This is a genomic window from Mesorhizobium huakuii (assembly GCF_030160235.1).
GTDB classification, from domain to species: domain Bacteria; phylum Pseudomonadota; class Alphaproteobacteria; order Rhizobiales; family Rhizobiaceae; genus Mesorhizobium; species Mesorhizobium huakuii.
Genome location: NZ_BSNY01000018.1, coordinates 84,903 through 109,772 on the forward strand (window position 1 = coordinate 84,903; position 24,870 = coordinate 109,772).

The window sequence follows — 24,870 nt, forward strand, 5'->3', positions numbered from 1 at the left end:
ATAAAAAGACCGATTGGTCAAAATCAGTGATGACGAGGAGAATTGAAATGGTCCGCATGCTTGCAAATGGCGTCTGTCTTGCAGCCCTGATGTTGGGCGCTCGCGCGGCTCAGGCGGCCGAGGCCGAGCAGTGCAGGGCGGTGCGCATGGCCGAACCGGGCTGGAACGATCTCGCCTTCACCACCGGCGTCGCCAATGTCTTGCTCGGTGCGCTCGGCTACCAGCCGCAAAGCTCGGTGCTCGGCATCAACGTCATCTACGAAGGCATGAAGAACAACGACCTGGACCTGTTCCTTGGCTATTGGGACCCGGCCATGGTCACCTATTACGAGCCCTACAAGAAGGATGGCTCGGTCGAGAATGTGCGCGTCAATCTCGAAGGCGCCAAATACACCTTCGCCGTTCCGACCTATGTCTGGGACGCCGGCGTCAAGGATTTTGCCGACCTGCACAAGTTCGCAGACAAGTTCGGCAAGAAAATGTACGGCATCGAGCCCGGCTCGAACCAGTTGATGATGGACGCCATCGCCGACCCGTCGCTCGGTCTCGACGGCTGGCACGTGGTCGAGTCGAGCGAGGCCGGCATGCTTTCCGAGGTCGGCTATGAGATCAAGGAAAAGCAGTTCATCGTCTTCCAGGGCTGGGCCCCGCATCCGATGAACACCATGTATGATTTCAAATACCTGACCGGCGGCGACAAGTTCTTCGGCCCGAATTTCGGCGCCGCGACGGTGACGACGCAGGTGCGCAAGGGCTATCTGCAGCAATGCCCCAATGTCGCGCAGTTCCTCAGGAATCTCGCTTTCGACATCGATTTCGAGAATGTCGGCATGGGCTATCTCATCAATGACGGCATGAAGCCGGAGGAAGGGGCGCTGAAGGCGATCACGGCGAACAAGGGCCGCCTCGACGCCTGGCTTGCCGGCGTCACCACCTTCGACGGCAAGCCCGGCCTTGCGGCGGTCAAGGAGAAGCTCGGCCTGTGACGTCGGTCGCGCTGGAAGCGGCCACGGATGTCTGGGCGGAGCAGGACGCCTGGGCCGGCCGCAAGCAATTCATCAATTCCGGCAGTCTCGATACCGCCTATATCGAGATATCAGGGGTGGAACCGGCGCTGGTTCTGATGCACGGCTTCACCGACACCAGCCGCAGCTTTTCGCTCCTGGCGCCGCATCTGGCCGGCCGCCGGCTGATCATGCCCGAGCTGCGCGGCCATGGCGCCTCGCCGGCGGGCAAGGGTTTTCGCATCGCCGACTTCGCCGATGACATTGCGGGCCTGATCCGGCATTTGCACCTCGATCGGCCCGTTGTGGTCGGCCATTCGCTGGGCGCCATGGTGGCCATCGCTTTGGCTGCGCGGCACAACGAGCTCATCGCCGGACTGGTGGTGATGGCCGGCACGTTGAAGCCCGATTTCGCATCGGATCATCCGCTGTTCGCCGGTGTGCAGACTTTGCGCGACCCGATATCGCCGGCCGACCCGTTCTATGACTGGTGGCATGACTGCCGGCCCGGCGTGCCCCAGCCGTTTCTCGCCGGCCTGGCGAAAGACGCGTCCGCAATGCCCGCGGCGCGCTGGCGCGCCATTCTGGAGGAGATCCGCCGGACCGACCTGACCAGTGCGGCGCAAGCCGTGCGGGCTCCAACGCTGATCATCGCCGGCGCGTGCGACCCGCTGTTCGACGAGGCGCACCAGCAGGCGCTGTCGCGTTGCCTTGCGCAGGCACGCCTCGTGCGCGCCGAAGCGTGCGGCCACAATCCGCATTGGGAGGACCCAGCCTTTGTCGCGCGGGCCATCATCGAGGTATTCGGAGCCTAGCGGCCGACCAGCGATCGCGACGTGGGCGACAGCCGCAAGGTCTCCGTTGGTTTGGCCAGATCAAGATGAGCGGTTTGCCAGAAGGCCTGCCATGCCGGCGCGGCGGCGAGGGCAGCTTCCTGGCTTGCATGCGCCTCGGTGCCGTCGAACCGGGCGATGGAAAGGAAGACGTTTTCGCCGGCCCGCACCGGCAGCCGCGCAAAACTGTTTTCGGCATGTTCCGTGACAAAGGCGGCGAGCAGGCGCACGCTGTGCGCCTTCATCACTGGCGCCGCCTCCGCCGCGAAGCGACTGGCGAATTCGGTCTCTGCTCCCGATCGCAGATGATGAATCCGGATGACAACAATACCGCCCAAATGGTTCTCATTGCTGGAGTTTTCGTGTTCAGCAGAAGCCGGCCGCTGAAAGCCTGACAGGTCAAAGCCGGCGCCCAGCCATGCAGGCTTCAGCAGTAGCACATCGTCCGAATCGATCATCGTCGCATTGGCCGCGTCGCGGTGCGCCGCCCAAATCGGGCCGTCGTAGAAAGCGGCCAGCGCCTTCTTACGGACGTCCATGCCGTCGAAGCCGCGCAGCCAGACGAACATGTCCGGACGGTCGAGATCGCGGAACTGGCCGATAATGGTCATTCCTGTCGCCTCCTGGCTCTCGATGAATTCCCCGTCGAAGAGCGCAATCAGCGTCTCGCGCTGCCCGGGGTTCAATGTGTACTGCCTCAGCTCGACGACGGGTGAGGCTAGCACCTCGGCCGGCGGAGCGGCGTTCAGGGGCAGGTTCATCGGCGGTCTCCAAAAACAGGGTGATCATCCTGTTTATAAACAAACCGGTTGTCCTGTTTTGTCAACTTGCTATTGTCGTGCAATGTCAGCAGAGATGACCATTCGACCAGGCCCAAGGCCACGAACCCGCATCAACGACCCCGAGGGCATGCGCCGGAAAGTGCTCGATGTCGCCGAGGCCGCGTTTCAGGCGCGCGGCTATCACGCGACGAGCTTCGGCGATCTCATGACGGCGGCAGGGGTCAGCGGCGGTGCGTTGCACCATCACTTCCCGACCAAGAAGGCGCTGGCCCTGGCGGTGATCGAAGAGCGCGTGGCGGCGGCGGTCGAGGCGACATGGATCGCGCCGGTGGCGGCGGCGGTTTCGGCGCGCGAAGGGGTGCGGGCCGTGTTCGAGGCCGTTGCGGCGGAGCTCGAGCAGCAGGGTTTCGTGCGTGGCTGCCCGCTCAACAATCTGGCGCATGAACTGTCGCTCGCCGATCCGGATTTCCGCGCGGCCCTTGCCGGCATCTTTGCGGCATGGCGCCAGGCGATCGCCGACAAGATCGCGGCCGACCAGCAGGAGGGCAGGGAGCAAGGCACCGACCCCCAGCATTTCGCGGCACTTGCCGTCGCCAGCTATTCCGGCGCCATGTCGATGGCCAAGACGGCGCAGGACGCAGGCCCATTGCGTGACTGTCTGGCGGCACTCGGCCAAGCCTGAGCCGCAGCTACGCGCGCTTGACGATGGCGTTCGAGGGCGGGCCAACCGACCCGCGCTCGAAGATCGATGTTGGCAGAATGAGCCTTTCCGCAGGGCGCGGATCTCCCTTCAACCGCCGGATGAGCAATTCCGCGACACTCTTGCCGAGCGCGTAGACGGGCTGGTCGATGACGGTAATGGGTGGCGTTGTCACGCTCGTCCAGTCCGCATCATGGAAGGTGATCAGCGAAATGTCCTCGGGAACCCGCAAGCCGCGTTGGCGGATCACCTTGAATATCTCCAGCGCTATGACGCTGTCGGATGCAAGGATTGCCGTCGGCCGATCTGGCCCGGACAGCACCGCGTCGGCCACCCTGCGCGTTTCGGCGGGGCTTGTTGCACCAAGCCGGACATAGCGTTCTGGCCGATCGATCCCGGCTTCCCGGCACACTGTGAGGAACCCGTCGATGCGCTCGCGAACCGACGAGGTGTAGATCTGTCCGAGATCGCGGTACTCATGCCCTTCGGCGTCGACCGCGGTCACATAGGCGATGTTGCGGTGTCCGGCATCCACAAGAATGCGGGTCGCCCGCATGGCGATGCCGCGATCGTCGACCGTGACTGTATCGACGTCCAGATCGGGCAGCGCCCTGTCAAGCAGGGCAAGCGGCCGGCCTGAACGATGGATGTCGCGCAGGTGCGAGATGTCACGCGATTCCGATGGCGTGACGATCAGCCCATCGACGCGCTTGCCGATCAACAGCCGCACGGCCGCCTTCTCAACGTCGATTCTCTCCCCGGAATTGGCCAGAATGACGTTGAACCCGGCTGCCCTTGCCGCATCGCTGATGCCGCGCACCGCAAGGCTGAAGAACGGGTTCTCGATGTCGCCGACAACAACCCCGATGATGCCGGACCGTCCGGTCGTCATGCTGCGAGCCAACTCGTTCGGACGGTAGTCCAGCGCCTTGGCCGCGGCCATGACGTCCGCGCGGATCGTATCGCTGACGACGCCGTATCCGCCGAGGACGCGCGCGGCTGTCGCTTTCGATACGTTTGCCGCCCGGGCGACATCGCTGACCGTTATCGACGGGGTCTTGGGCGCGGTTCTTTTCATCGGATGAACGACTACAAGAGTTGTTGACGGAAGGTCAATCTGGCGATAACGATTATCAAAGAGACCGGTCTCAATCAATAAGAGACCGGTCTCTTTGAAGAAAATAGCGAGCCCGTAGGCGTAACGGGACGTCCTGCACATGCAGCGGTCGCGGTGGCGGGCGATGTAAAGCGCGGGCTCGACATAAATACCAACAAGAACAGACCTTCAGAGTGGAGAGAAGACACATGAGCAGGACAGGAATTCTCAAGTCGTTGATGTCACCGATCCGGATCGGTGTGGTGGCTCTTTTGGCCATGGGCATCGGCGCCGGGCTGGCTTCGGGAGCCGTCGCCGCGGATGACAATCCCTATGGTCTTATTGATGCGAAAGTCATTTCCGTTGGGACGATGGGCGATGCCAAACCCTACGCTTTCACCCAGGCGGATGGCACGTTCACCGGCTTCGACATCGAATTGTTCCGCAACGTCGCCAGCCGCCTTGGATTCAAGCCGGACCAGGTGATCTTCACCGGTCAGGAATTCTCGGCGCTGATGCCTTCGGTTGCGAACGGACGCTTCGACGTCGCGGTCGCGGCGATCGGCACGACGGAAGCGCGCAAGAAGACCGTCGATTTTTCCGACGGGTATCTTGCGGGCTATCTCTCTGTGCTTACCTCGGACAAAGCGATCACGTCGGCCGACGGGCTCAAGGGCAAGCGCCTCGGCGTCGTGCAGGGGACGCTTCAGGAAATCTACGCGGCGAAGAACTTTGTCGGAACCGACCTTGTCAAATTCCCCGACAACAACTCCGCTGTCTCAGCACTCAACAACGGAACCGTCGACGCGCATTTCCTCGATTATGAGGCCGCCAAGCAGTATGGCGAGCGTTATCCCGGCCTCAAGATCGCAATCAACATCCCGTCCTTCGATGCCCCGGCCGGCTTCGTGGTGCGCAAGGGCAATGACAAGTTCCGTGGTGCCTTGAACACCGCCCTTCATGCGGCCATGCAGGACGGAACCTGGAAGACGCTCTACGAGAAGTGGTTCCCCGGTTCGCCGATGCCTGACCAATATCTCCCGAAGAAGTAACCGCACCCGGCCGCCGGCACAAAAGCCGGCGGCCGGACCTTACGCCGCCGTGCTTGATGGCGGACGATGCGGACAGCGCAACCGAAAGGCGGGCGAATGGACTGGCTTGAAAACTTGCGGCGCAGTTTCCTCGACTGGCAGGCCATGGCGGACGTGCTGCCCAGCATGATCACCATCGGATTGAAGAACACCTTGATCCTTGCGGCCGCGTCCACGGTACTGGGTGTCGGTCTTGGCATGATTCTGGCAGTCATGGGCATCTCGCAATCGCGTTGGCTGCGCATTCCCGCCCGAGTCTACACGGATATTTTCCGTGGTCTTCCGGCGATCGTCACGATTCTGCTGATAGGCCAGGGCTTTGCCCGCATTGGCCGTGAAATCTTTGGTCCTTCGCCCTATCCGCTTGGCATTCTTGCCCTCAGCCTGATCGCCGGCGCCTATATCGGCGAAATCTTCCGCTCGGGCATCCAGAGCGTCGAGCGCGGGCAGATGGAGGCCTGCCGGGCGCTCAGCATGAGCTACGGCCAAGGCATGCGCCTGATCGTGATACCGCAAGGCATCCGCCGCGTCTTGCCGGCCCTGGTCAACCAGTTCATCGGCAACGTCAAGGATTCGAGCCTTGTCTACTTCCTCGGTCTGCTCGCGTCGGAACGCGAGATTTTCCGCGTCGGTCAGGACCAGGCGGTGGTCACCGGAAACCTCTCTCCGTTGCTTCTGGCCGGTGTTTTCTATCTCGTCATCACCGTGCCGCTGACCCATGTGGTCAATTACATCGACAATTCGCTGCGCGTCGGAAAGCAAAAGGCCGGCCTCGTCACCAGCGGCCTCGCCGAAGTGAGCGAACTGGAGAGCGCCATCAGCAGCCCGCGCTCAGAGGCCGGCCGTGAAGGCAATGCTGCGCTTCCCCGCTTCAAGGGCGGCAGTCTCACCATCACCGATCTCGACATGGCCTATGGCAATCTCGATGTCCTCAAGGGAGTCAGCCTGACGGTCAATCCGGGGACGGTCACCTGTGTCATCGGCCCGTCAGGGTCAGGCAAGTCGACCCTGCTGCGCTGCCTCAATCGCCTGGTCGAACCCAAAGGCGGTGACGTGCTGCTCGATGGCGCGAGCATCCTGGCAATGAAGCCTGAAAAACTGCGCCGGCGTGTCGGCATGGTTTTCCAGCATTTCAATCTGTTTCCCGATCACACGGCCTTGGAAAACGTCATGCTGTCGCTGACCAAGATCAAGGGCATTCCGGTGCAGGAGGCCGAGCGCATCGCCGAGGCGCGCCTGGCTGATGTTGGCCTTGCCGCCCGCAAGCACCATCGTCCCGGCGGTCTTTCCGGCGGACAGCAGCAGCGTGTGGCAATCGCCCGTGCGCTGGCAATGGACCCGGAGGTCATCCTGTTTGACGAGGTGACGAGCGCTCTCGATCCCGAACTGGTGAAGGGCGTTCTCAACCTGATGGCGGACCTCGGCAGGCGCGGCATGACAATGGTCGTGGTGACGCATGAAATGGGCTTTGCCCGCAAAGTCGCCGATCAGGTCGCCTTCATGGATGAAGGCAGCGTCATCGAGGTCGGCACGCCTGCCGCGATCTTCGACACGCCGAAAAGCACGCGTCTGAAGCACTTCCTTGCCGAAGTGCTTTGATAGCGCATGAGCCCCGAGACGCTCCAATCCAACCTCACCAGTGAAAGAATATGCTATGGCTACATCCCATTCGGTCTCAAAGGTCGTTGTTGTCGGGGGCGGCATTTTCGGTGTCTCCTCGGCCGTTCATCTTGCAAGGCTCGGCATCCAAACCGCCCTGGTCAATGATGGACCGCTCGCCAAGGGAGCCTCCGGCCGTTCGCTCGCCTGGCTCAATTCCGCGCGCAAGCGATCGGCTGAATATCATCGCCTGCGCATGATCGGTATCGACCGCTACCGGACGCTGTCGGCGAGATATCCGGATGCCGCCTGGCTGCGTTTCGACGGTGGCCTGACATGGGACGCCGATGACGCCTCGAACGAGATCGGCGATGTCTTCGCCCATGAAAGAGACCTCGGCTATGACGCGCAACATCTGTCCGCGGGCGCCATAGCTTCGGTCACGCCAGGTGTCGCAGCAAGAGCCGTCACACCTCAAGGTGCGATCTTCAATCCCGGCGAGGGCTGGGTCGACCTGCCGTCGCTGATCGAGATATTGATTGCGGAGTTCGTGGAGCGTGGCGGGCAACTGGTCATCGATGCCGGAAGCGCCGCGGTCACGGTCGTCGACGGTCGTGCCACCGGCGTCACTACGACAAGCGGCATCAGCCTTGCTGCCGACGCGGTACTCCTGGCGACCGGCTCGGCTGTGCCGCGAATGGTTGCGGACTCCCGCCAGTATATCGCCGATGGGACGCCGATCGCGCTGCTCGTCTGGACCAAGCCGCTCGACTTGCCCCTTCGGGCCGTGCTCAACACGCCGCGCGTCGCCATCCGGCCGACGCCGGACGGAGCCCTCGCGCTCGATTCCGCCTGGTCTGAAGAAGAGGTGGTGGTCAATTCGGACGGCACCTATAGCGTAAAGACTTCGACCATTCAGGGGCTTCTCAACGAAGCCTCGAATGTCATCGAGGGACATCCAAAGTTGGAATTGCAAAGCTACGGTGTCGGACCCAAGCCGATCCCCGGAGACGGCGAGCCGGTCTTCGGCCAGTTGAAGGATATCCAGGGATATTATGTTGCCTTCAGCCATAGCGGCGCAACGCTTGGCCTGATCGCGGGCGAGCTGCTTGCCGGCGAGATCGCCAGCGGCATTGAGCATCCGCTGCTTGCAAACTTCCGTCCAAGCCGCTTTTGATCAGACCAGTCCAAAGGCCTTCTGCGCGCCATGGACCCTCTATTCGGCCAGCGGCTTGATCGTCTCGTAGCCGTTGACCGATTCCGTGCTGGTGCCTTCATCATAGCGCCGGGCAAGGGACGCCTGCAGATCGGGCGCATAGAGCGCGGTGAACGTATCGAGCGTCTCGCCGGCTCCGTTCTTGAAGGTCTCCTTGACAGCCAGAACGTTGTATTTGCAGCCGCCCAGGCTGAAGGTTTCCTTGCCCTTGACGACCAGGGTCAGCGTCTTGGTGGCCTTCGGCTGCTTGTCTGGCGACAACTCGACGAACTCGATCGTGCTCTTGGCTCCCGCCTTCAGCGGAAACAACTTTCGCAGGTCGGAAAACGGGATCATTGCCAGCCGGCCGGTGTCGCTGTCGCGAAAAACCTCGATCAGGCCGGCGAACAGGAACTGCTTTTGCGGTGACTGTGACTCGTAGGTGTTGGCGACCGAGATCATCCCGCCGGCGGCGGGCCGAAACTCGCTTTGAATGCCTGGTCGCGCCAGGACGAACCCGTTTTTCGCCGACTTCGCATCAACGCATGGACCGGCAAACGCAACACTTGCCGGCAGCAATACCGCCAATGCCATGCCGATAAGCACGCTCCTCATGACGCTCCCTCATTTTGTGACATACAAGCGCAGGTAGAAGTGTCAGACGTTCATTGCGATGTCGATGGTCAAGGCAGTGGCGATATTGCCGAAACTGGACGGACGGAGGTCGCTTGTGCTGAAATTCCGCCGATGATGATTCACCGGGCGCCGCAACTGCTTTCACGTCGCAGCTTTCTGATGCAGGCCGCGGGTCTTGCCACGGCCGGCGCGCTTTCACGCCCGGCGTTCGGCCAGACCGGGCAGCGCATCCAGCCCATCGACGCCACCTTCCTGTTCATCGCCGATGTCCATGCCTGCCGCATGGCGAGCGGCCTCAGCCCCAACTGCCAGCAGGAGGGCAAGACCGACGCCGCGCTGCTGCGCAATGTCGCCGCACTGAACGCCATCAATGACAAGCACTGGCCTGCCGAGATCACCGGCGTCGTCACCGGCTTGCGTTCGGCCGGCAGCCGGATCGGCATGCCGCTCGGTCTTGTCGTCGGCGGCGACATCACCGACGATGGCGGCGGCCAGATCACCCAGCCGAGCGAGGGCACGCAGCTGCTGCAGTTCAGCCAGCGCTATAGCCAAGGCGTTGGCTCGGATCGCGTCCACATGCCGGTCTATGTCGGACTGGGCAATCATGATCTCGACCAGAACGGTCCGCCGCACCATGTCGACTGGTACCGGCGCGAACTGCGCGACTATGTCGAAGTCAATCACCGCCCGGGCGTCTTCTTCAAGCCGCCCGTGCCGGCCACCAGCTACGATGTCGACACCGACTGCTATTCATGGGACTGGGGCGGCCTGCACCTCGTCCAGATGCATCGTTTCACCGGCGACACCGGTCACGGCGCCGACTCGAGCCTGCCTTGGCTCAAGCAGGATCTGGCGACCTATGCGGCGGATGGCCGCCCCGTCATCCTGTTCCAGCACTATGGCTGGGACACGTTTTCGACGGAGCGATGGGATCCCGCCAAGCGCACCTATGACGATGACGGCGCCGGTGCGCCGCATTGGTGGGGCGAGGCCGACAGGCAGGCGCTGCTGACGGCGCTGAAGGGCTACAATGTCGTCGGCATCTTCCATGGCCATCAGCATGACACCCCGCTGATCTACCGCCGTGACGGGCTCGACCTGTTCAAGCCGAAGGCCGCCTATATGGGAGGGTTCGCCGTGGCCAGGGTGACCAGCGATGGCATGGACGTGGCGCTGGGCGAAGCGACCGACGACCAAGGGGAGGTCATCTTCACCAACGCCTTCAGCAAGGGCTGGAGCACATGAAAAAAGCGGCCTGGCGGCCGCCTTTTCCAACAGGCAACAACACGTCTCGATGTGGCATCAGAGCGCCTTCTTGACCTTGTCCTTCACGTCGCCATAGGCCTTCTGCACCTTGCCGGCGACTTTGTCGGCCATGCCCTCGGCCTGGGTTTGTCTGTTGCCGGTCGCCTTGCCGGCAGCCTGTTTGACCGAGCCCTTGACCTGCTTGGCCAGACCGGCGACCTGATCCTTGTTCACCATGTTTCGCATCTCCTGAGAGTTTGAATTTGGAGGAATTCGTCCGTCGGGAACAAACGAGCTGGCGTCGGTTAAGTTCCAGGCCGTGTCGGAAGCAAGGGAGTGCGCAAGGCCGCTTCCGGCGACAAGGCTGGCGGGTTAGGTTGCGCGGACGCACCGTGCGCATGGGGGAGAAAAATGGCGGAATTCACACTGCACATCGGCAACAAATGCTTCTCCTCGTGGTCGCTGCGGCCATGGGTGGCGATGCGCCATCTGGAGGTCCCGTTCGAGGAAGGCTTTGTGCGGCTGCGCACGTCCGAGACCTTTGCCAACCTGGCGAAAGTGTCGCCGACCGGTCAGGTGCCGGTGTTGAATCACAATGGCAGGATTATCTGGGAAACCCTTGCCATCCTCGAATATCTCGCCGACCTGTTTCCCGAGAAAAAGCTCTGGCCGGCCGATATCGGCGCCCGCGCGCTGGCGCGCGCGGCGGCGACCGAGATGCATTCCGGTTTTCGCGAGGTCCGCTATGGCTGGCCGATGAATTTGCGCCGGCCGAAAGGGTACAAGCCGCTCGACGCCGAAGGGGAAGCGCAGCGGGCGCGCATCGAGGCGCTGTGGCGCGAGTGCCGCGAGAAATACGGCAAGGGCGGCCCGTTCCTGTTTGGCCATTTCACCGCGGCCGATGCCATGTACGCGCCGGTCGTCACTCGCTTCGACACCTATGGCGGCGAACTTGCGCCCGACACCAGGGCCTATGTCGACGCCGTGCTGGCGATGCCGGCGATGCGGCACTGGTATGCCGAGGCGGCAAAGGAGCCGTGGCCGGAGCCCGGGCCGGACGAATAGACCGAACGACGGACAGCAACTAGGCTCGCTCCTGGAGGAAGACCGATGACCAGCAACGAAGCATCGCGTGAAGCCACGACGACAAAGGTCTTCCATTGCCGGCTGATCCCGCCGCGGCCGGACTTCGCCTTCACCATGACGGACGAGGAGAGGGAGCTGATGAGCCGGCATGCCGACTATTTGCGCGCCAAGCTGCGCGAGGGCACCATGATCCTTGCTGGCCCGGTCGCCGATCCGGCCGGCCCTTGGGGCCTGCTGATCCTGCGTGTGGGCAGCGAGGCCGAGGCAAAGGCGATAACCGATGGCGACCCGGTAACAAGGTCAGGTCGCGGCTTTCGCTACGAGATCCTGCCGATGATCAGCACGATCATGTAGGGCGACACAGCAAGCTAACGGCCGGGCTCCGGCCAAAGCGCCTCCAGCATGTCAGGCAAGAGCTCGTCGAGCAGATGCTGGGACCGCGCTTCCGGCGTGAGGCGCGAAAACTTGCCGCTCAGCGCCAGATGGGCAAAGCCATGCACGGCTGACCAGGCCGCCAAGATCATGGCGCTCGCCGGTGCGTCGATCTCGGCATTCTCGGGCCGCCCAAGCAGCGCCTGGATCGTGCGGGCGATGGGAACCTTGGCCAGTTCCGACGCCGCCGCCAGCCGCGCATCGTCGGCCAGCAGAAGGTCATGCCGGAACATCAACTGGAAGCGGCCGGGATAGGCGAGGGCAAAGCGCACATAGCCGGCGCCCTGCCTTTTCAGCCGCGCGGTCGGGCTTTCGGCCGGTCCTTCGATGTCGATATGGCGGGCGAGTTCCTGGAAGCCGAGAATGGCGACTTCGGTCAGCAGCCCGGCCGAACTGCCGAAATGATGCGCGGGAGCGGCGGGCGACACATGCGCCCGCCGCGCCGCGCCGCGCAGCGTAAATCCTTCGAGGCCGCGTTCGGCAAGTATGGCGTCCGTCGCCTGGATCAGGGCGTCACGAAGATCGCCATGATGATAGGATTCCCGGTCGGTTTCCTCAGCCATTCTGCCTTCCTAAGCTCAATCTTTACATTGTATAGATTTCGGGTTAGCGTGTCACTTAACAGTGTTTAGATTGCTCCCGACCAAGCTTGGAGACATATCCCATGTCCGCCCACCTCTTGTCTGCCCAAAACCCGGTTGCAGCCTTGTCCGCGACTCAGCGTGCCGTCAATGATCCTCTCATGCCAAGCCGCTGGACAGCAGCCGATATCCCCGATCAGTCCGGGCGCACGGTCATCGTCACCGGCGCCAACAGCGGCCTTGGTTTCCAGACGGCGCTGGAACTTGCGCGCCACGGCGCCCATGTCGTGATGACGGTGCGCGACATAGACAAGGGCAGGGCGGCAAAGGCCAGGATCCAAGCCGAGGGTGTCAGCGGCTCGCTTGAATTGCGGCGGCTCGATCTTGCCGATCTGGACGATGTGGAGCGCTTTGCCGCCGATATCATCGCGGACGGGCTTCCCGTCGATGTCCTGATCAACAATGCCGGCGTCATGATGCCGCCGCGCAGCCTGACCCGCCAGGGCCACGAGCTGCAGTTCGGCGTCAATCATCTCGCCCATTTCGTGCTGACGGCCCGTCTTGTCGACCGTCTGGCGCAGAGCCGCGACGGCCGAGTGGTCACCGTCAGTTCCGATCTGCACAAGCGTGGACAGATCCATTTCGACGACCTTGCCGGAGCACGGCACTATGGCCGCATGTCGTTCTATGCCCAGTCGAAATTCGCCAACGTACTGTTCGCCCTGGAACTCGATCGCCGCCTGAAGGCCGCGGGCCTGCCGGTGCGAAGCCTGCTCGCCCATCCCGGCTATTCCGCCACCAATCTGCAGCTGAGCGGCCCGACCGGCATCCTCAAGCTGTTCATGCGTTTCGGCAATCGCTTCCTGGCGCAGGACGTGGCGATGGGCGCCCTCAATCAGCTCTATGCGGCAACCGCGCCCGCTGCAGCCGGCGGACAGTTCATCGGGCCGGACGGCAAGGGTGAAAAAAACGGCTACCCCAGGATTGTCCAGCCGATCGCCGGCGCGAGCGATCCCGATCTGGCCAAGAGACTGTGGCAGCTGTCCGAGGATTTGACTGGTGTCCGCTTCATCATCGCAAATTCGGGAGCGGCCCATGCCCTCTGATATCCTCCGCTTCTTCCGCGCCTGGATGTTCGATCCGCTGCGGGTCGCCTCGATCACGCCGTCCAGCGCGGTGCTGGCCAGCCTGATGGTTTCCGAGATTTCCTCCCGGACGGGATCGGTGATCGAGTTGGGGCCAGGCACCGGCGTCTTCACCCATGCTTTGATCCGGCAAGGCGTCAGCGAGGAAAAACTGGTCCTGGTCGAGAAGGGCGCGGAATTCGCGGCCATGCTTGGCCAGCGCTTCCCACGGGCGCGCCTGCTGCACATCGATGCCGTCGAAATCGGAGGTACAATCAATCCCGATGCTGAATTGTGCGGTGCGGTCGTCAGCGGTTTGCCGCTGCTTTCCATGCCGGCGCGGACGGTGGCGGCCATCCTTGCGGGATCGTTCGCGCATCTTCGCGAGGATGGCTGCCTCTACCAGTTCACCTACGGGCCGCGTTGTCCGGTCCCCGACAAGGTGCTGCGAGAGCTTGGATTGCAGGCGACCCGCATCGGGCACACGTTGCGGAACATTCCGCCGGCCGCGGTCTATCGCATTGCCCGGCACCCAGTGCCGCTGCGAGCGAGCCCCGCCCGGCCACCGGCCGTCACCTCGATCCGGGAAAGGGCCTAGCCAATGGCGCATATAAGAACGCCCCCTCGCACCGGTTATTGTGCGGGAGGCGTTCTTTTGCCAGCATTCCCGAGATTGCTCTTTGAAATTGCTGACACCGAACAAATGCGCTGGCGCGGGATTGGTTCCGGGTTGGTTCGGTTTTTTGGCCCCGGTCTTTCAGCCGGTTCATCAGTTGAGGTTCTATCGCATAGCAATCTTAAATTGAATCCGGGGTTTTGGAAAACTAGAAATTGACTCGGCGGCAAAAGCAGTCTAGAAGAAATATGTCGATATTTGTTTGACCGACTTTTGTTATCCGCGCACGCATGCGCGCCTTTGACGAACTTCCCCATCAAAAATCGAGACAAAAATCGCTGTGCAGTCGCACCGCGATTAACGAATATTTGCCATGGAAAGGGTTCGTTTATGAGCACCGGCACAGTTAAATGGTTCAACGCCACCAAAGGTTTTGGTTTTATTCAGCCTGACGACGGTTCGGCCGACGTTTTCGTCCACATCTCGGCCGTGGAGCGCGCCGGCATGCGCGACATCGTCGAGGGCCAGAAGCTCGGCTACGAGATGGTCCGCGACAACAAGTCGGGCAAGATGTCCGCCGACCAGTTGAAGGCGGCCTGAAGAACGAATTCAGCCCTCCCGGTGACCACGGATGTACTGGCACCGGTGAAGGGCGAATTCGGGCGCATGGCCATGGAGACCTGAGTTTCCAAGGCACATCATGCGCATGAGAGGAGTGTTTCCTGCGCATCCCTGTGGATGCGCGGTACTCCCAGGGAAGGTCAGGCGGTGCCTGGCCTTTTTCATTTTACGCTTGCTGCCGCCGAAAATGCGCTGCGCATCGGGCTGAACGTGCTAAGGGACGGCTTGGCAATTTGAATCCGCCGCCGTATTGCCCCGATGCCGTGTTGCTTTGTGCGAGGTCCCGACCGAAGACCCGGTCTCGCCCTATCGGCACCAGGCTCCTGACAGGAGAAAGATTTTGACCGCCCATTCGAAGACCGCCGCCGATCCGGCGGTGTCGCTGTTCAGCAAGACGCAAACCCAGTCGATGTCGCTCAATCGCATCCTATCCGAGCGCGATGCCGTCAGCGAGGCGCGGGAAGCCAAGACCGCCCGCTTGCGCGAGCTGCGCCTGGAAAAGGAAGCCGAAGAGATGGCGGCCGCCGCAGCACTCGCGGCGCAACCGAAACGAGCCGGAAAACGCTGATGGCAACCAAGCGCGTACCGCCAACGCCGATCGCGGCCGATGCGACCATCGCCGACATGGTCGAAACCCTGGACAAGCCGGTCGAATATGTTCGCCGTGTGCTGGAGAAGCTCGAGCGCTGCAAGCGCGCCCATGGCGATGCCCAGGTGCGCGTCGGCGTGCGCGGCCGTGCCGAAGCCCCGAACTACCTGATCGAATACGTTCGCGAGGACAAAAAGACCCTGGAGCGGGTGACCTACCAGGATGCCGCCTATAGTGGCAGCACGCATCGCGAGCTGGCGCCGCATCACATCGCGGAAGCCAGGAACTGGTCGCCAGAGGAAATGAACATCACGGCGGTTTCGGCGCTGATCGGCCGCTTGCGCAATCCGCGCGCCCCATCATCGCGTTTCGCCGACGAGGACTGACATGGCCATTAAATTCTCCGCCAAGGACCAGCCGGCAGCGCCGGCTCCCGCAGCAAAGCCGGCCAAGCCGGCGGCCGCGAAGGCCAGCGAAGCCGCCGACCCCGCGGCCGATCTGTTCAAGTCACCGGTCGAAGCGCCGGCGCGCAAGACAGGCAAGAAGAAATAGCGCTTTGCCGCACGATGCCGATCGCAATCCTGCCGCGCCCGGACTGTTCGCCCTGGTCGCTGCCGCAAGCCTTTCCTCACAACGCGACGCCGCGCCGCTCTTCGACTGCCAGAGCTGCGGCGCGTGCTGTTCCTATTCGGCCGAGTGGCCACGCTTCTCCACCGAGGACGACGCGCAGCTCGACCGCATCCCTGAAAAATATGTAGCCCTCGACTTGTCCGGCATGCGCTGCGAGGGTGTGCGCTGTTCGGCCCTGACCGGCGAAGTCGGCAAGTCGACCGCTTGCGGCATCTATGAAACACGCCCGGATGTCTGCCGCGCCTGCATGCCTGGCGACGAGGAGTGCCTGATGGCAAGGGCCGCGCACGGGCTGGCGGTGGGGTAGTTCCTCCCGCGTTGCGGCGGCAAGGAAGACGCCAGTCACCGCCGCTTGCCTCCTCTTGCGCCACCCGATAGCTTTCATGTCGGGCAGGGCCGTGGAGGAAATCATCGTGAGCATCGAGTTTCTGTTGACGTCGCTGATCGTCGTGGCCTCGCCCGGCACCGGCGTTCTCTACACGCTGAGTGCGGGACTTTCGCGCGGTGCGCGGGCTTCGATCATTGCCGCCTTCGGCTGCACGCTCGGCATTATCCCGCACATGGCGGCCGCCATCACCGGCCTTGCGGCGCTGCTGCACACCAGCGCGGTCGCCTTCGAGACACTGAAATATCTCGGCGTCGCCTATTTGCTCTACATGGCCTGGAACACGCTGAAGGAGAAGGGCGGCCTCAGCGTCGAGGACGATGTCGCGCCGCGCTCGGCCGGCAAGGTGATTGCCACCGGCATCCTCGTCAACGTGCTCAACCCGAAACTGTCGATCTTCTTCTTCGCCTTCCTGCCGCAATTCGTCAGCACCACAGAGCCCAATGCGCTGTCGAAGATGCTGGAGCTCAGCTCCGTCTTCATGCTTTTGACCTTCGTGGTTTTCGTCGGCTACGGCATCTTCGCCGCGTCGATCCGCAGCCATGTCGCCTCGCGGCCAATGGTGCTGACCTGGATGCGCCGAACCTTCGCCGGCGCGTTCGTCATGCTCGGCGCCAAGCTGGCATTGGCTGATCGCTAGCGGCGACCGGCCAACTATCCCTTCACATAGCCCATCGCCTCGACGATGCGCCCGTCCTTTACACGCATCAGATTGACGCCCCGCACGGAGTTGCCGTCGGCCATCCAGTAGCGCCAGCGGATGGTCGCCCGGTCGCCGGCCACAAAGGTCTCCTCGAGATCGAAGCGCGTGCCCGGCTGGGTGGCGATCGCCGACCACAGCTGGACGCATGCCTCCCGCCCGGCATGACGGGCGCCATCAGGCGCCGGCACGGTGTTTTCGATGACGCATCCTTCGGCAACCAGTTCGGGCAGTGCGGACGGGTCGTGCAACTGAAACACATCGTTGAAGCGCCGCATGATCTCGGCCGTCTGTCGGGAGCGGTCGTCCGGATGGAGGGTGATGGTGCTGTCCTGTTTCATCTCATTTTCCCGATGTCACTGTGCCGTTGTGGTGGTCGCGAGGAGTTCTGCCTTGAGCGTGATGGAGGACACGCCGGCCAGGGCGCGCGAAACGAGGCATGTCGTTTTCGCCCTCTGTGCGAGGTTCTGGAATTCATCCGGAGCAACGCCCGGAATCTCGGCTTGCGTCTCAAGCTCGATGCGGGTGATCGTCGGTCCCGCGGCGGTTGCGCCAAGATGCACCTTGGCGACGGTGCTGATACTTGCCGGTATATGGTGGGCCGTGCCCAGTATGGCGCTGAGGGCCATCGAGAAGCAGCCGGCATGCGCCGCCGCGATCAGCTCTTCCGGGTTGGTGCCTGGACCATGCTCGAAACGCGACGGGAAGGAATAGGCGCCTTCGAAGACGCCGCTGCCGAGCTTCACCCGGCCCGAACCCTCTTTCAGCGTCCCTTGCCACTTGGCCGAGGCTTCGCGAATGGTCATTGTCGTTCTCCCTTGGTTTGAGATCTGATGGGTCAGGCGGCGTCGACGACCACCTTCCCGAAGACGTCGCCCTGCTGGAAATAGCGATAGGCATCGCGGGCTTCCGTGAAGGCAAAGACCTTGTCGATGACGGGCCGCAGTCGGTGCTGCGAAACAGCGCGCAGCATGGCTTCGAGATTGCTCCGGCTGCCGACGAAGAGGCGGCTGATGGTGGCGAGGCTGCGCTGGTAGAGTGCCGCCGGGATCTGGATCGGTCCGCCTTTGGCATCCTGCAGCGTGAGCAGCACGATGTGTCCGTAAAGCGTGCTGGCGATCAGCGACTGCGCGAAGGTCGCCGGGCCACCGGTCTCGACGACGAGATCGACGCCACCGGTCTGGTCGCGGACGGCCGCACCCCATTCGGGCATATCCGACGTCGAGATCACAAGGTCGGCGCCCAGCGTCCGTAGCCTGTCGGCCTTCTCTGCGCGCGAGGTGACGGCGGCGACGCGGCAACCAAGCAGCTTGGCGAACTGCAGTGCAAAGAGCGAGACGCCGCCTGAACCGATGACCAGAACCCATTGGCCGGGCTTTGGAATTCCGGCACTCGTCACCGCGTTCCAGGCGGTCACTCCGGCGCAGCTCAGCGTCGCCGCCTCATGCCATTCGAGATGATCGGGCAGGCGCGCCGCCCATTGTTCGTCGAGAACCGCGTATTGCGCCAGCATGCCGTCCAGCGTGCAGCCGAGCTGGTCGATGAGCCCGGCGTTGATGCGGCCGTCGATCCAGCGTGCGAAATAGCTGCCGGTGACACGGTCACCGACGGCGAAGCGGGTGACGGCATCGCCGATGGCGACAACGTCACCAGCTCCGTCGCTCAATGGAACGACGCCCTGGCGCGGCGGCAGCGGATAGGTGCCGTTAAGGATCATCGTGTCGCGGCGGTTGAGCGAGGCGGCGCGGACGCGCACCACGATCTCATGCGGTTTCGGCTGGGGCTCTGGCTCGTCGCGCATCACCAGGCATTCGGTCCCGCCCGACCCTTCAAGACGATAGCTGCGCATGTTGTGGCCTCCAATATGTAGACTGATCTACATATTATGTAGACCGATTGTCATATTCGACGCAAGGCCTATAATGAGCGCTGCTGACAGAGGTTGACATGGCGAACGACACCCGCACCCGCATACTCGACACGACCGCGCTGCTGCTCCGGCAGCGCGGCTATCACGGCACCTCGCTCAACGACATATTGAGCGCCAGCGGCGCGCCGCGCGGTTCGCTCTACTTCCATTTTCCGGGCGGCAAGGACCAACTGGTGATCGAGGTGACGCGTGACAGTGTTGCCGGGGTGACGGCGAGGCTGGGCGAGACGCTGGCCGCAGAAAGGGATCCGGCGGTGGCCGTCCATCATATCTACCAGGCGGTGGGGCGCATGCTGGAAGACAACCAGTTTTCGCTCGGCTGTCCGATCGCGCCCGTCGTGCTGGACTCGCCGACCGACGTGCCGGAGTTGGCGGATTTGTGCCGCGCCGCCTTCGAGCAGTGGATAGGCCTGTTGCGTGAAGCCTTCGTCAGGGCAGGGGTGCCCGAACGCCGCGCCCACGCTCTGGCGCTGCTGGTCGAATCGTCGCTGGAAGGGCTGATGGTGATCGCCCGCGCCACAAGAGACCGCGCCCCGCTACAGGCGGTGGCGGACGAGGTCGCGGCGCTGATCGAAACGGCGGTGCTTGCCGGCGAGGTACGGCAACGCGCGCAGGCCGATGTCTGAAGTTAGAGCAATTCCAGGAAAAGTGTGAGCGGTTTTCCCCGGAAAAGCGCGCAGCGCTTTCCCTAGGGAATTGCGTCAAAACAAAGAGTTAGAGCGGTTCGCCGTTTCCATGAAACGGTGAAACGCTCTAGGCCCCCTGGTTCGGGAAGCAGGCCCTGGCGCTAAGGTTCGGGCCGTTCGCCAGCGACGTCAGGAAGGCAGGCAGCACGGTCGTGAATGTGTAGGAAACCTGGACGCTCGCAAAGCCGGACAGGCCCGAGCAGGTGGTGTTGTTGCTGATGGTGATGTTGGCGTTGCTGAGCACGATGCCGTCGGTTGCCGCCCTGCTGCTGACATAGCTGATGGCGCTGGCGGCGTTGTAGACGCCGTTCTGCGTGCATCCGCTCTGCAGCACGCCGACGCAGCGCGCCCCTGCCGCGGCGATTTCATTCAGCACGTGCTGGGCCCAGTACATGCGGCCGAATTCGAACGTGCCCATCAGCACCATCAGCAGCGGCACAGACAGCAAGGCGAACTCGACCGCGTGGGCACCGGATCTGTCGCGCAGGAAGGATCGGCTACGGCTCATTGCGGCTGCACCACGGCCTTGACGGTGATGTTGCCGTTGCTGACGATGCCGAAGCCGCCGAAAAGCGGCGTATAGGGCTTGCTGGCCGTGATCGTTACGAATTTCCCCGCAATGCCGCCGCCACTGCAGATGCTGCCGCATGCCATCGGGGTGCTCCAGGCCACGGCCCCGGAACTGCCTGGGCAATAGCAGAGATCGGCATTGGCGGCCGTGCCGCTTTGGGTGGCCGTGGATGTGGTGGCGTTGTAGGCAAGTGTTGCACCGTTGTTGATGACGACCTGAATGCTGCCGCCATTGCCGCTCAGGCCACTCGTGACCACCGTCGCAATGTTGCCAGCCAGCGCGCCGCCGCCGGTGGAATTGACCTTGTCGCCATTGAGCAGCGCATAGTTCGAACCGGCCGAGACCGCCGAGCTCAGTTCGAATTTGGCCTTCAATGAGCCGCCTATGTCGACGGTTCCGGCCAGGATGACCAGCAACACGGGGCTCACCAAGGCGAATTCGACCGCGGACACGCCGGCTTTCTGGCGTCGCAGGAAATCCGTGAGCGTGAAATGCCAGCTCGTGGGCAAGCCGCGGTCGGGGCGTGAGGGCTTTCTCATTGCACGAGGCTCACCTTGCTGCTGCCACCGGCACTCGAGGCGGCGATGCATTCCGATGCGGCTGTGGTGCCGCCCGACAGCGTGATGCGTGAGCCGATCATCTGCAGGCACTTGCTCGCGTCGGTCGTCGATCCCAGCACGCTCGAGCCGCCATTCATGATGATCGGGCCGTAGGGAAAATAGAATGCGCCCGATATCTGGGCGTTGGAGCCGCCTTCGGCGAAGGTCGCGCCGCCGGTGTTGGAACTGCCGGTGGGGCCGATCACCGCCAGCTTCGCCGTCGCCCCCGACTGTGGTGCGGTGAGCACGATGTTGCTGTAGCCGGCGGCGACACAGAAGACATAGCCGTTGCAACTTCCCGAACTGGATTTGGCCTTGCCGGACAGGACGAGCGTCACATTGGCGCCGCTGACGCTGATCGTGCTGCCGTTGCAGTTGGCGCTGCCGCCGCCATTGCCGCCCAGCGCGAAATAGCCGTCCACGGTGTAGACGCCAGCGCCGAGCAGGATGGCGCCCGAGCCGATGAAGTTGCCGGCGATGTCGTGCTGCGCCGCGACCGGCACCACAAAGCAGCTGCCGCCGCCGCCGCCGTTCACATTGCCGACGACCTGGAAAACACTGTTGGCGCCGGTCGCATCGGCCATGATCGTCGTGGAACCGCCGCCCAGCGTGATGGCGTCGCCATTGCTGCCGGGACCGATCTTGTAGGAATTGGTCGTGCCGGAGCCGAAGGTGAGCGTCGAGCCGCCGGTGTTGGTGTAGCCGCCGGGGATCTCGAAAGTGCTCGGTCCGCCAAAGGTCAAGGTGGAGGTGTTGCAGATGCTGACCTGCCCCGAGCCGTTGCAGGCGGTATCGCTGCGGCCGATCTTGAAGGTGCCGGCGCCGAAGGTCGTGGTGCCGTAGCCGGTGGTCAGCCCCTTGGCGAAGTTGAACGTGCCGGCGCCAAAGCTGGTGGTTCCGGCGGTGGTCACCTGCATGCCGAAATTGTAGGTGCCGGCCCCGAAAGTGGTGGTTCCCGCCGTGGTGAGGGTCTTGGCGAAGTTGTAGGTGCCTGGCCCGAAATTGGTGGTGCCACTGGTCGTGAGATCGCCGGCGATATTGTAGACGGTCGTTGCCGCGCCGCTTGTGGCGAAGTTGAGGTTGATGCCGCCGCCGATAGTGATGTTGCCCAGGTTGACCGTCGTTTTGCTGCCGCAGTCCAGCGTCCAGGTGTATGACGACGATGCCCAGCTGGCGGTGCAGCCGAGCGCGTTCGCCTGGCCCTGAGTGGGACCCTGGTTCCAGCCGAAGTCGATGTCTTTGCCGTTGGGAGCGGTCGGCGCCGTTGGCGGGGCCGTTGTCGAAAGCGCGGCAACCGTCGCAATGCGGGCCACGGCGGCCGTGACCGCGGCATTGCCGGCCAGCGGGTCGGGGGTTGATTTCTTGGTGATGACCGCGGCCGCCCCGCCTGGGCCGGTGATGCCGTTGCACGGCTGGCTCGGAGCGGCGGCGGAATTGTAATTGACGCCGAGCGCCGAAATGCTGGTGCCGCAGGGGACGGTCACCGTGTTATTGGAAGAAACGGTGCATTTTTGCGCCGAGATCGAAGTGCCGCCGCTCAGCGTCAGGCCGGTCTGTGTGCCGTCGAGCGCAAGCATGCATCCGGGCGTCTGCGGCTGCGCGCCAAGCTCGGCCACCGAATTGGCATAGATCTGCAATTGCTGGCGATTGTCGAGGACGCGTGCCAGGAACAGCGTCCTGTAGGTGTTGATCGACACCGAAACCGCGTTGACGCCGGTCGTTTTCGGGGAGGCAATCAGGCTGACCTGTACGTTGGCGGCGGGAACGCCGTTGAGCACCGCGACGCCGACGGCGGTGGCAGTCATCTGCGAGGTGGACTTGTTCACATTATAGGCGAGGGCGCCCGCATAAGCCGACAGGTCGGCGACGCGCTGATTGTCGGCACGCTCGACGAGTGCTGCGCCATATTCGGTCACCAGGGCGGCCATGCCGATCAGGACCGGCATCAGCAGCGCCGAGATGATCAGCACGTTGCCGTCGCGGTTCCGCAAAAATCGCCGGAAAAATTGCATTGATGGCTACCCGACACACCGCACGCTGGAGCAACCTCACCGTGCTCCCGCTCTTTAGTAACCGCGAATGTGTTAAAAAATATTGTCCGACAAATTGCGCGGCATCGCCAAGATATAGCCTAAGTTGCTGATTTTGCTTGGAAAGTACTTGGCTGCGCGGACTGGTGGTACAGACCCAGCGGGTCGCTTGTAATTGCAGGAAGCATGAAAAAGGGCGGCATTTCTGCCGCCCTTTCCATATCTGAGGCTGATGGGCCGGGATTAGAAGTCCATACCGCCACTCAAGCCCGCTTGCGGGCTTGAGCAATGTCAGTTCATGGGCGTGCTTTATGGACTTCTTAGAAGTCCATGCCGCCACTCAAGCCCGCTTGCGGGCTTGAGCAATGTTAGTTCATGGGCGTGCTTTATGGACTTCTTAGAAGTCCATGCCGCCCATGCCGCCCATGCCGCCGCCGCCCATGCCGCCAGGCATGCCGCCGCCGGCCGACTCCTTCTTCGGAGCCTCCGCGATCATGGCTTCGGTGGTGACGAGCAGGCCGGCGACCGAGGCCGCGTCCTGGAGGGCCGTGCGCACGACCTTGACCGGATCGACGATACCCATGGCGATCATGTCGCCATATTCGCCGGTCTGGGCGTTGTAGCCGAAGGTCGCGCCCTTGTTCTCAAGGATCTTGCCGGCAACGATCGATGCTTCCGCACCGGCGTTCGAGGCGATCTGGCGGGCCGGAGCCTGCAGCGCGCGACGCACGATGTTGATGCCAGCAGCCTGGTCGGCATTGGCGCCGGCAGCCTTGATGTTGGCCGAAGCGCGCAGGAGAGCGACGCCGCCGCCTGCAACGATGCCTTCTTCCACGGCCGCGCGGGTCGCGTTCAGCGCATCGTCAACGCGGTCCTTCTTTTCCTTGACTTCGACTTCCGTCGCACCGCCGACGCGGATCACCGCAACGCCGCCCGCGAGCTTCGCGAGACGTTCCTGCAGCTTCTCCTTGTCGTAGTCCGAAGTGGTCTCTTCGATCTGCTGCTTGATCTGGGCGACACGGCCCTGGATCTCGGCCTTCTTGCCGGCGCCGTCGACGATGGTGGTGTTCTCCTTGGAGATCGACACCTTCTTGGCGCGGCCGAGCATGTTGAGGCCGACGTTCTCGAGCTTGATGCCGAGGTCTTCCGAGATGACCTGGCCACCGGTGAGGATGGCGATGTCTTCCAGCATGGCCTTGCGGCGATCACCGAAGCCCGGAGCCTTGACGGCGGCGATCTTCAGGCCGCCACGCAGCTTGTTGACGACCAGCGTGGCCAGGGCCTCGCCTTCGACGTCTTCCGAGATGATCAGCAGCGGCTTCGAGGTCTGCACGACGGCTTCGAGAACCGGCAGCATGGCCTGCAGGTTGGAGAGCTTCTTCTCGTGGAGCAGGATGTAGGCGTCCTCGAGATCGGCAACCATCTTGTCGGCGTTGGTGACGAAGTAGGGCGAGAGGTAGCCGCGGTCGAACTGCATGCCTTCGACGACTTCGAGTTCGGTCTCGGCGGTCTTGGCTTCCTCGACGGTGATGACGCCTTCGTTGCCGACCTTCTGCATCGCTTCCGCGATCATCTTGCCGACCGACTCGTCGCCATTGGCGGAGATCGTGCCGACCTGGGCAACTTCCTCGGAGGTCTTGATCTTCTTGGCAGCCTTGCCGAGCGCCGTGACGACTTCGCTGACGGCGAGGTCGATGCCGCGCTTCAGGTCCATCGGGTTCATGCCGGCGGCAACCGCCTTGTGGCCTTCCTGGACGATCGACTGCGCCAGAACGGTCGCGGTCGTGGTGCCGTCGCCGGCGATGTCGTTGGTCTTCGAAGCAACTTCGCGGACCATCTGCGCGCCCATGTTCTCGAACTTGTCCTCAAGCTCGATTTCCTTGGCGACGGTGACGCCGTCCTTGGTGATGCGCGGGGCGCCGAACGACTTGTCGATGACGACGTTGCGGCCCTTCGGGCCGAGCGTCACCTTCACCGCGTCGGCGAGGATGTTGACGCCGCGCAGCATGCGCTCACGGGCATCACGGGAGAATTTTACGTCTTTAGCAGCCATTTTTCAGCTCCTGGCAGGGGCTTGGGATAAAGCCCGGAATTCAGTTGACGGTGAGG

Annotated in this window: 30 protein-coding genes; 18 read left to right on the forward strand and 12 right to left on the reverse strand. The window is 63.0% G+C overall.

The genetic code is table 11. The features are described from left to right. Positions 1 to 47 precede the first annotated feature (47 nt). Positions 48 to 986: a choline ABC transporter substrate-binding protein gene (gene choX / locus QQK95_RS09040; RefSeq protein WP_284271155.1), complete on the forward strand. Its 939-nt coding sequence runs from the start codon at positions 48 to 50 to the stop codon at positions 984 to 986. Then, on the forward strand, positions 983 to 1,819 hold the full coding sequence (locus QQK95_RS09045; protein ID WP_284271157.1) for an alpha/beta fold hydrolase: 837 nt from the start codon (positions 983 to 985) through the stop codon (positions 1,817 to 1,819). The genes choX and QQK95_RS09045 overlap by 4 nt, the downstream gene beginning before the upstream one ends. Here the strand turns inward: QQK95_RS09045 and QQK95_RS09050 are convergent. Beyond that, positions 1,816 to 2,598, reverse strand: a complete 783-nt coding sequence (locus QQK95_RS09050; protein WP_284271159.1) for an NIPSNAP family protein — start codon at positions 2,596 to 2,598, stop codon at positions 1,816 to 1,818. The two genes, QQK95_RS09045 and QQK95_RS09050, sit on opposite strands and share 4 nt — an antisense overlap. Before the next feature lie 94 nt (positions 2,599 to 2,692). Between QQK95_RS09050 and QQK95_RS09055 the strand changes: the two genes are divergently transcribed. Continuing rightward, positions 2,693 to 3,301 carry a TetR/AcrR family transcriptional regulator gene (locus QQK95_RS09055; RefSeq protein WP_284271161.1) on the forward strand — a complete coding sequence of 203 codons (609 nt, stop codon included), beginning with the start codon at positions 2,693 to 2,695 and terminating at the stop codon, positions 3,299 to 3,301. Between the two features lie 7 nt (positions 3,302 to 3,308). On the opposite strand, the gene QQK95_RS09060 is transcribed toward QQK95_RS09055, so the two are convergent. Further along, on the reverse strand, positions 3,309 to 4,397 hold the full coding sequence (locus QQK95_RS09060) for a LacI family DNA-binding transcriptional regulator (RefSeq protein ID WP_284271474.1): 1,089 nt from the start codon (positions 4,395 to 4,397) through the stop codon (positions 3,309 to 3,311). 227 nt (positions 4,398 to 4,624) lie between these two features. On the opposite strand from QQK95_RS09060, the gene QQK95_RS09065 reads away from it, so the two are divergent. From QQK95_RS09065 to QQK95_RS09075, 3 genes are all read left to right on the forward strand, one after another. Beyond that, a complete protein-coding gene (locus QQK95_RS09065) occupies positions 4,625 to 5,467 on the forward strand; it encodes an ABC transporter substrate-binding protein (protein ID WP_284271163.1) in 843 nt (280 codons plus the stop codon). 96 nt (positions 5,468 to 5,563) lie between these two features. Then, positions 5,564 to 7,105 carry an amino acid ABC transporter permease/ATP-binding protein gene (locus QQK95_RS09070; protein WP_284271165.1) on the forward strand — a complete coding sequence of 514 codons (1,542 nt, stop codon included), beginning with the start codon at positions 5,564 to 5,566 and terminating at the stop codon, positions 7,103 to 7,105. A gap of 55 nt (positions 7,106 to 7,160) precedes the next feature. Beyond that, a complete protein-coding gene (locus tag QQK95_RS09075; protein WP_284271167.1) occupies positions 7,161 to 8,282 on the forward strand; it encodes an NAD(P)/FAD-dependent oxidoreductase in 1,122 nt (373 codons plus the stop codon). Positions 8,283 to 8,321: 39 nt separating this feature from the next. Here the strand turns inward: QQK95_RS09075 and QQK95_RS09080 are convergent, their stop codons facing one another. Further along, entirely contained in the window at positions 8,322 to 8,915 is a 594-nt protein-coding gene (locus tag QQK95_RS09080) for a hypothetical protein (protein WP_284271169.1), read from the reverse strand. Between the two features lie 135 nt (positions 8,916 to 9,050). Between QQK95_RS09080 and QQK95_RS09085 the strand changes: the two genes are divergently transcribed. Continuing rightward, positions 9,051 to 10,181 (forward strand): metallophosphoesterase, encoded by a 1,131-nt coding sequence (locus tag QQK95_RS09085; RefSeq protein ID WP_409371670.1) that lies wholly within the window; start codon positions 9,051 to 9,053, stop codon positions 10,179 to 10,181. Positions 10,182 to 10,238: 57 nt separating this feature from the next. Here QQK95_RS09085 and QQK95_RS09090 read toward each other — a convergent pair whose 3' ends face one another. Beyond that, positions 10,239 to 10,427 carry a CsbD family protein gene (locus QQK95_RS09090; protein ID WP_284271173.1) on the reverse strand — a complete coding sequence of 63 codons (189 nt, stop codon included), beginning with the start codon at positions 10,425 to 10,427 and terminating at the stop codon, positions 10,239 to 10,241. Positions 10,428 to 10,592: 165 nt separating this feature from the next. On the opposite strand from QQK95_RS09090, the gene QQK95_RS09095 reads away from it, so the two are divergent. After that, entirely contained in the window at positions 10,593 to 11,246 is a 654-nt protein-coding gene (locus QQK95_RS09095) for a glutathione S-transferase family protein (RefSeq protein ID WP_284271175.1), read from the forward strand. Between the two features lie 45 nt (positions 11,247 to 11,291). Then, the gene (locus tag QQK95_RS09100) at positions 11,292 to 11,621 is read left to right on the forward strand and encodes a YciI family protein (protein WP_284271177.1); all 330 of its coding nucleotides are present in this window, start codon (positions 11,292 to 11,294) and stop codon (positions 11,619 to 11,621) included. A 14-nt stretch (positions 11,622 to 11,635) separates the two neighbouring features. On the opposite strand, the gene QQK95_RS09105 is transcribed toward QQK95_RS09100, so the two are convergent. Further along, positions 11,636 to 12,262, reverse strand: a complete 627-nt coding sequence (locus QQK95_RS09105) for a TetR/AcrR family transcriptional regulator (RefSeq protein ID WP_284271179.1) — start codon at positions 12,260 to 12,262, stop codon at positions 11,636 to 11,638. Between the two features lie 179 nt (positions 12,263 to 12,441). Here QQK95_RS09105 and QQK95_RS09110 point away from each other — a divergent pair, with 179 nt between their 5' ends. The 8 genes from QQK95_RS09110 (at position 12,442) to QQK95_RS09145 (ending at position 16,885) form a co-directional block, all read left to right on the forward strand. Continuing rightward, positions 12,442 to 13,386 carry an oxidoreductase gene (locus tag QQK95_RS09110; protein WP_284271181.1) on the forward strand — a complete coding sequence of 315 codons (945 nt, stop codon included), beginning with the start codon at positions 12,442 to 12,444 and terminating at the stop codon, positions 13,384 to 13,386. Continuing rightward, positions 13,376 to 14,002, forward strand: a complete 627-nt coding sequence (locus tag QQK95_RS09115) for a class I SAM-dependent methyltransferase (RefSeq protein WP_284271183.1) — start codon at positions 13,376 to 13,378, stop codon at positions 14,000 to 14,002. The genes QQK95_RS09110 and QQK95_RS09115 overlap by 11 nt, the downstream gene beginning before the upstream one ends. 408 nt (positions 14,003 to 14,410) lie before the next feature. Further along, positions 14,411 to 14,620: a cold-shock protein gene (locus QQK95_RS09120; protein ID WP_010915421.1), complete on the forward strand. Its 210-nt coding sequence runs from the start codon at positions 14,411 to 14,413 to the stop codon at positions 14,618 to 14,620. Positions 14,621 to 14,981: 361 nt separating this feature from the next. After that, positions 14,982 to 15,209, forward strand: coding sequence for a hypothetical protein (locus QQK95_RS09125; RefSeq protein WP_027046702.1), 228 nt, complete (start codon positions 14,982 to 14,984; stop codon positions 15,207 to 15,209). Further along, the gene (locus tag QQK95_RS09130) at positions 15,209 to 15,616 is read left to right on the forward strand and encodes a hypothetical protein (protein WP_010915422.1); all 408 of its coding nucleotides are present in this window, start codon (positions 15,209 to 15,211) and stop codon (positions 15,614 to 15,616) included. The genes QQK95_RS09125 and QQK95_RS09130 overlap by 1 nt, the downstream gene beginning before the upstream one ends. Position 15,617: 1 nt before the next feature. Further along, positions 15,618 to 15,782 carry a hypothetical protein gene (locus tag QQK95_RS09135; RefSeq protein WP_010915423.1) on the forward strand — a complete coding sequence of 55 codons (165 nt, stop codon included), beginning with the start codon at positions 15,618 to 15,620 and terminating at the stop codon, positions 15,780 to 15,782. Between the two features lie 4 nt (positions 15,783 to 15,786). Continuing rightward, positions 15,787 to 16,167 (forward strand): YkgJ family cysteine cluster protein, encoded by a 381-nt coding sequence (locus QQK95_RS09140; protein ID WP_284271188.1) that lies wholly within the window; start codon positions 15,787 to 15,789, stop codon positions 16,165 to 16,167. A 106-nt stretch (positions 16,168 to 16,273) separates the two neighbouring features. Beyond that, a complete protein-coding gene (locus QQK95_RS09145) occupies positions 16,274 to 16,885 on the forward strand; it encodes a LysE family translocator (protein WP_096456686.1) in 612 nt (203 codons plus the stop codon). A gap of 14 nt (positions 16,886 to 16,899) precedes the next feature. Here the strand turns inward: QQK95_RS09145 and QQK95_RS09150 are convergent, their stop codons facing one another. Genes QQK95_RS09150 through QQK95_RS09160 form a run of 3 tightly spaced genes read right to left on the reverse strand, consistent with a single transcriptional unit; the run spans position 16,900 to position 18,794 of the window. After that, the gene (locus QQK95_RS09150; RefSeq protein ID WP_284271190.1) at positions 16,900 to 17,286 is read right to left on the reverse strand and encodes a nuclear transport factor 2 family protein; all 387 of its coding nucleotides are present in this window, start codon (positions 17,284 to 17,286) and stop codon (positions 16,900 to 16,902) included. Positions 17,287 to 17,301: 15 nt separating this feature from the next. Further along, complete coding sequence (locus tag QQK95_RS09155) at positions 17,302 to 17,751, reverse strand: OsmC family protein (protein ID WP_284271192.1); 450 nt, start codon at positions 17,749 to 17,751, stop codon at positions 17,302 to 17,304. A 32-nt stretch (positions 17,752 to 17,783) separates the two neighbouring features. After that, entirely contained in the window at positions 17,784 to 18,794 is a 1,011-nt protein-coding gene (locus QQK95_RS09160) for a zinc-dependent alcohol dehydrogenase family protein (RefSeq protein WP_284271193.1), read from the reverse strand. 98 nt (positions 18,795 to 18,892) lie between these two features. Here QQK95_RS09160 and QQK95_RS09165 point away from each other — a divergent pair, with 98 nt between their 5' ends. Continuing rightward, positions 18,893 to 19,501: a TetR/AcrR family transcriptional regulator gene (locus QQK95_RS09165; protein ID WP_284271195.1), complete on the forward strand. Its 609-nt coding sequence runs from the start codon at positions 18,893 to 18,895 to the stop codon at positions 19,499 to 19,501. Between the two features lie 127 nt (positions 19,502 to 19,628). Here QQK95_RS09165 and QQK95_RS09170 read toward each other — a convergent pair whose 3' ends face one another. The 4 genes from QQK95_RS09170 to groL all read right to left on the reverse strand — a co-directional run bounded on the left by QQK95_RS09170 (position 19,629) and on the right by groL (position 24,814). Beyond that, positions 19,629 to 20,069, reverse strand: coding sequence for a TadE/TadG family type IV pilus assembly protein (locus tag QQK95_RS09170; RefSeq protein WP_284271198.1), 441 nt, complete (start codon positions 20,067 to 20,069; stop codon positions 19,629 to 19,631). Then, a complete protein-coding gene (locus QQK95_RS09175) occupies positions 20,066 to 20,722 on the reverse strand; it encodes a TadE/TadG family type IV pilus assembly protein (protein WP_284271200.1) in 657 nt (218 codons plus the stop codon). Before QQK95_RS09175 ends, QQK95_RS09170 begins: the two co-directional genes overlap by 4 nt. Next, positions 20,668 to 22,743 carry a TadE/TadG family type IV pilus assembly protein gene (locus QQK95_RS09180; RefSeq protein WP_284271202.1) on the reverse strand — a complete coding sequence of 692 codons (2,076 nt, stop codon included), beginning with the start codon at positions 22,741 to 22,743 and terminating at the stop codon, positions 20,668 to 20,670. The genes QQK95_RS09175 and QQK95_RS09180 overlap by 55 nt, the downstream gene beginning before the upstream one ends. Before the next feature lie 415 nt (positions 22,744 to 23,158). Continuing rightward, complete coding sequence (gene groL, locus QQK95_RS09185) at positions 23,159 to 24,814, reverse strand: chaperonin GroEL (RefSeq protein ID WP_019857432.1); 1,656 nt, start codon at positions 24,812 to 24,814, stop codon at positions 23,159 to 23,161. Between the last annotated feature and the right edge of the window lie 56 nt (positions 24,815 to 24,870).

Excerpts from the sequence above, each read along its gene's own strand:
- choX (WP_284271155.1), top strand. The coding sequence starts at position 48 with ATGGTCCGCATGCTTGCAAATGGCGTCTGTCTTGCAGCCCTGATGTTG.
- QQK95_RS09050 (WP_284271159.1), bottom strand. The coding sequence starts at position 2,598 with ATGAACCTGCCCCTGAACGCCGCTCCGCCGGCCGAGGTGCTAGCCTCA.
- QQK95_RS09055 (WP_284271161.1), top strand. The coding sequence starts at position 2,693 with ATGACCATTCGACCAGGCCCAAGGCCACGAACCCGCATCAACGACCCC.
- QQK95_RS09060 (WP_284271474.1), bottom strand. The coding sequence starts at position 4,397 with ATGAAAAGAACCGCGCCCAAGACCCCGTCGATAACGGTCAGCGATGTC.
- QQK95_RS09065 (WP_284271163.1), top strand. The coding sequence starts at position 4,625 with ATGAGCAGGACAGGAATTCTCAAGTCGTTGATGTCACCGATCCGGATC.
- QQK95_RS09070 (WP_284271165.1), top strand. The coding sequence starts at position 5,564 with ATGGACTGGCTTGAAAACTTGCGGCGCAGTTTCCTCGACTGGCAGGCC.
- QQK95_RS09075 (WP_284271167.1), top strand. The coding sequence starts at position 7,161 with ATGGCTACATCCCATTCGGTCTCAAAGGTCGTTGTTGTCGGGGGCGGC.
- QQK95_RS09080 (WP_284271169.1), bottom strand. The coding sequence starts at position 8,915 with ATGAGGAGCGTGCTTATCGGCATGGCATTGGCGGTATTGCTGCCGGCA.
- QQK95_RS09085 (WP_409371670.1), top strand. The coding sequence starts at position 9,051 with ATGATTCACCGGGCGCCGCAACTGCTTTCACGTCGCAGCTTTCTGATG.
- QQK95_RS09090 (WP_284271173.1), bottom strand. The coding sequence starts at position 10,427 with ATGCGAAACATGGTGAACAAGGATCAGGTCGCCGGTCTGGCCAAGCAG.
- QQK95_RS09095 (WP_284271175.1), top strand. The coding sequence starts at position 10,593 with ATGGCGGAATTCACACTGCACATCGGCAACAAATGCTTCTCCTCGTGG.
- QQK95_RS09100 (WP_284271177.1), top strand. The coding sequence starts at position 11,292 with ATGACCAGCAACGAAGCATCGCGTGAAGCCACGACGACAAAGGTCTTC.
- QQK95_RS09105 (WP_284271179.1), bottom strand. The coding sequence starts at position 12,262 with ATGGCTGAGGAAACCGACCGGGAATCCTATCATCATGGCGATCTTCGT.
- QQK95_RS09110 (WP_284271181.1), top strand. The coding sequence starts at position 12,442 with ATGCCAAGCCGCTGGACAGCAGCCGATATCCCCGATCAGTCCGGGCGC.
- QQK95_RS09115 (WP_284271183.1), top strand. The coding sequence starts at position 13,376 with ATGCCCTCTGATATCCTCCGCTTCTTCCGCGCCTGGATGTTCGATCCG.
- QQK95_RS09120 (WP_010915421.1), top strand. The coding sequence starts at position 14,411 with ATGAGCACCGGCACAGTTAAATGGTTCAACGCCACCAAAGGTTTTGGT.
- QQK95_RS09130 (WP_010915422.1), top strand. The coding sequence starts at position 15,209 with ATGGCAACCAAGCGCGTACCGCCAACGCCGATCGCGGCCGATGCGACC.
- QQK95_RS09135 (WP_010915423.1), top strand. The coding sequence starts at position 15,618 with ATGGCCATTAAATTCTCCGCCAAGGACCAGCCGGCAGCGCCGGCTCCC.
- QQK95_RS09150 (WP_284271190.1), bottom strand. The coding sequence starts at position 17,286 with ATGAAACAGGACAGCACCATCACCCTCCATCCGGACGACCGCTCCCGA.
- QQK95_RS09155 (WP_284271192.1), bottom strand. The coding sequence starts at position 17,751 with ATGACCATTCGCGAAGCCTCGGCCAAGTGGCAAGGGACGCTGAAAGAG.
- QQK95_RS09160 (WP_284271193.1), bottom strand. The coding sequence starts at position 18,794 with ATGCGCAGCTATCGTCTTGAAGGGTCGGGCGGGACCGAATGCCTGGTG.
- QQK95_RS09165 (WP_284271195.1), top strand. The coding sequence starts at position 18,893 with ATGGCGAACGACACCCGCACCCGCATACTCGACACGACCGCGCTGCTG.
- QQK95_RS09170 (WP_284271198.1), bottom strand. The coding sequence starts at position 20,069 with ATGAGCCGTAGCCGATCCTTCCTGCGCGACAGATCCGGTGCCCACGCG.
- QQK95_RS09175 (WP_284271200.1), bottom strand. The coding sequence starts at position 20,722 with ATGCATCGCCGCCTCGAGTGCCGGTGGCAGCAGCAAGGTGAGCCTCGT.
- QQK95_RS09180 (WP_284271202.1), bottom strand. The coding sequence starts at position 22,743 with ATGCAATTTTTCCGGCGATTTTTGCGGAACCGCGACGGCAACGTGCTG.
- groL (WP_019857432.1), bottom strand. The coding sequence starts at position 24,814 with ATGGCTGCTAAAGACGTAAAATTCTCCCGTGATGCCCGTGAGCGCATG.